This is a genomic window from Mesorhizobium sp. M7A.F.Ca.CA.002.05.1.1, assembly GCF_003998335.1.
GTDB lineage: Bacteria > Pseudomonadota > Alphaproteobacteria > Rhizobiales > Rhizobiaceae > Mesorhizobium.
Map to the genome: position 1 here is coordinate 1 of NZ_RZQI01000623.1, position 3577 is coordinate 3577.

Here is a 3577-nt window from a genome sequence, read left to right on the forward strand (position 1 = left end):
ATGGCGCCGCGTCCGGCCAGGATCGCAACCCGCGAAGCGTCATTGAGAATGGCGGCGGCTTTGTCGAGCTCAACCTCCAGCGGTACGCTGTGACCGGCGAACATATCCTGCGGCGTGTGCGCCGGGCGATTGCGCTTGGAGCGCTTCGACGGATCGCTCTCCTGCTCCTGGATGTCGCTGGCAATCGAAAGATGGGCGACGCCCTTGCGCGCCAGCGCGGTTCGGCAGGCAAGGCTGGCGACGTTTTCCATATGCGCGGCGTCGGCGACATGTGCATTGTAAACGGAGACATCGTGGAACACGCGCGTCAGATCGACATCCTGTTGCGTGAACGTCTCGATCAGATCGTGGAACTGCATGCCCGTAATCGCCAGCACCGGAGCCTGGTCGAGCTTGGCGTCATAGAGGCCGGTCAGAAGATGTGTTCCGCCGGGACCGGACGTCGCAAGGCACACGCCCAGCTTTCCTGTCCACTTGGCATACGCACATGCCATGAAGGCAGCCGACTCTTCATGCCGGACCTGAACGAAGGCAATCTTGTCGCGCCGCGTCCGCAACGCTTCCATGACGCCGTTTATGCCGTCTCCCGGCAAGCCGAACACCACCTCCACGTCCCAGGCGACGAGCGTATCGATGAGAATTTCTGCTGCATTTGGCATGTCGGGGTAGCTCCGGTGGATGGTGTCCGAACCGGTGAATCCCGAGTTGGTTCCTTCGTCACAATAAATCGTGACAGGTTTCTGGAAGCGATCTTCCAGGAGCGGTCTATTCGATCTGCTCAAACGTGCATTGCCGTGGCGCCTTGTCGGGGCGCCAGCGCAGCAGTTTGGTGCCGTGGCGGAATCGATTGCCGGTAACGTGGTCGAAGCGGACCTCCACCACCAGTTCAGGCTGCAAGGGTTCCCATTGTCCGCTGCGCTCCGTGCTCCAGCGGCTCGGGCCGCCGGGCGCCTTGCCGGTGAATCCGGGCTCTGACCGCAGCCCTTCCAGCCGGCGCGTGAGCGCTCCTCTGTCGGTCCTGGCGATGGTCGACGTGAAGCCGACGTGATCGAGCTTGCCGTCGTCATTGTAGAGGCCGAGGAGCAGCGAGCCAACCTCACGACTGTCCGCGAGATAACGGAAACCGCCGACAACGCAATCGGCGGTGCGCCTCGGCTTTACCTTCACCATCGCACGTTCGCCGCACAGATAATGCTCATCAAGCACTTTGGCCATGATGCCGTCGGTCGATGCATGGCCGGAGCCGTGTAGCCATCGAGCCGCCGTGGCTGCATCATAAGTGCACTTCGACAGGCGAAGATCTGGACTGTTCGAGGAGGTCACCAAGTCCTCGATCGCTCGCCGCCGTTCCACAAGTGGCTTGCCCGTGATGACCTCGCCGCCCGGCCTGGCAAGCATGTCGAAGAGGATCAGACTGGCAGGCGTCTGCGAACTCAGTTTGCGGATTCTGCTTTGTGCCGGGTGAAGGCGCATCTGCAGCGCCTCGAAGGAAAGCTCACCGTCAACCTCAATGACAATCTCGCCGTCGAGGACGAAATGCCCGCGCTTGAGGTCACGCAAAATGTCCGTGATTTCTGGAAAATAGCGGCCGAGCGGCTTGCCGGATTTGGCGCGCAGGTCAACGGTGTCGTCGCTCTTGAAAGCCAGGCAGCGAAACCCGTCCCATTTGGGCTCGTACTGCCAGCGGTTTCCATCCCGGGGGATTTCATCGGCAAGCTTGGCCTCCATCGGAGACGTGTCCAGCGGGAGCGGGAAGGCGTTTATTGGTTCATGCACGGGTAGGCCTCCAAAACCGGCTCAGGAACGGCTCCGGCTTTTTTCAACTTCCAGGACTGGCACCGCGTTCCATCTGACGGTTCATGCCTGGTTCTTCGCGATGGGACATTTTCATTTGCCGCGGAACCCGGATGACGGCTGGCCGCTTTGATGTCATCGGCAGCGCTAACGGAGATGCCCCATCGATCCCTCATTGTGGATAGCTTTTGTCGGAACCGTCATTCTCATGCAGGTGCCGCCAGGTCCCGACAGCATGCTGGTGATGGCCCGCGGCATTGGACAGGGGCGCGACGTGGCGCTGCTCACGGTGCTCGGCATGACGCTGGGCGCCGGACTTGTGCAGCTTCCGCTGATTGCATTCGGCCTGTCCTCGCTTGTCCACGCCTCGCCCCTGGCGTTCAATCTGCTTCGATGGGCCGGGGCGGCCTACATCGTCTGGCTGGGTGTCCGGCTGCTGCTTTCATCCTCGGCAACCATTCCCACGGGTGACCTCAAGGCCCTGCGGCCGCTCGCCGCCGCCCGGGAAGGAATGATCGCCAATCTGAGCAATCCCTGGCCTTTGATGTTCATGGTTGCGTTCCTGCCGCAGTTTGTCGATCCGCACAGGGGCTCCGTCACGTCGCAGCTGGTGCTGCTTGGCGCAACACAGAAGATAACCGGTGTGCTGGTGCTGGGAGCCTATGCCTTGGCATCGGGCGCGGCCGGGGCATGGGTCATGCGGCACCCTCGCGCAAGGCTTTGGCAGCAGCGGCTCACCGGCTGTCTCATCATCGGCCTCGGCTTACGGATGGCGATCGGCGGCGGTACGAGCCGCTGACCAAGCGGATGAACGGGCTGGGCCGAACACTCGACTTTGGCGCCGCGGGATTTTCTTTCGGGGAAAGTTTTGTGCCAAGTCGCCTGAATGACAGGCTCCGACACCCTTCTTCAGTGGAGCGGAGCATTCGCTTGGATGTCCGGCTCCGCCGAAAGAACCCGCATCGGATGAAACGTCGTCGCGGGCCGGGACTGGTCCAGGAACAAAAAGCCTGACCAGAGGTTCGAGCCTCGATCTCAATGCAGCTTGAAACGGCTGCTTCATCGCCGTCCGATTGGAATGTTCGTCATGATTTCTTGCGTGGCCTCGGTAAAGACGCGCCTTCAATGAACAAGCCACCTGACGAGGGCCAAAGGGCAAGCGGGCAAAAAAAGGGCGGCGTCGTTCGGGCTCTCGGGCTTGGTCTGATCACCGGCGCGGCCGATGACGACTGCTCGGCCATCGGTACCTACGCGAGCGCCGGAGCGCGGTTCGGGCCTGACCTGCTGTGGACGGCACCTGTCACGCTGCCGATGATGTATGTCGTCGTCTATCTTTCATCCAAGCTTGGCCAGGTTTCGGGTCGCGGGCTTTTCAAGGTCATATCGGACTTCTATCCGCGTTGGCTGCTATGGTCCGTGCTGGTGGGCGTGCTGATTGGCAACACGATCGAGGCAGCCGCAGATCTTGGCGCCATGTCGGCGGCCATCGTGCTGTTCGTTCCTCTGCCTGCTCCCTTGGTCGTCATTGCCGTTGCGGTCGTCATTTTTGCCCTGCAGGTGTTCGGATCGTATAAATTGATCCGAAATGTGTTCCGGTGGCTGGCTCTGGCTCTGCTTGCCTATGTGGTCTCCGCGGTGCTTGCCAAACCGGATGCAGCCTCTGTCCTGCGCGGCACGCTGTTGCCAAAAATCGAATTCAGCCGCGAATACCTGTCCATCCTCGTCGCCATCATCGGGACCACGCTCTCCGCATACCTTTACACGTGGCAGTCCAATCAGGAGG

Annotated in this window: 4 protein-coding genes; 2 read left to right on the forward strand and 2 right to left on the reverse strand. The window is 61.3% G+C overall.

Features of this window, described 5'->3' with window-relative positions; all coding sequences use genetic code 11:
- Positions 1-659, reverse strand: a 659-nt coding sequence (locus tag EN939_RS25290) for a thiamine pyrophosphate-binding protein (protein ID WP_245473166.1), incomplete at its 3' end; no start/stop codon positions are given.
- 106 nt (positions 660-765) lie between these two features.
- The gene (locus tag EN939_RS25295; protein WP_127270532.1) at positions 766-1776 is read right to left on the reverse strand and encodes an ATP-dependent DNA ligase; all 1011 of its coding nucleotides are present in this window, start codon (positions 1774-1776) and stop codon (positions 766-768) included.
- A gap of 226 nt (positions 1777-2002) precedes the next feature.
- On the opposite strand from EN939_RS25295, the gene EN939_RS25300 reads away from it, so the two are divergent.
- Both EN939_RS25300 and EN939_RS25305 read left to right on the forward strand, forming a co-directional pair.
- Positions 2003-2593 (forward strand): LysE family translocator, encoded by a 591-nt coding sequence (locus EN939_RS25300; RefSeq protein ID WP_127270534.1) that lies wholly within the window; start codon positions 2003-2005, stop codon positions 2591-2593.
- A gap of 239 nt (positions 2594-2832) precedes the next feature.
- Positions 2833-3577: Nramp family divalent metal transporter (locus EN939_RS25305; protein WP_335930803.1), on the forward strand; the 745-nt coding region annotated here is incomplete at its 3' end.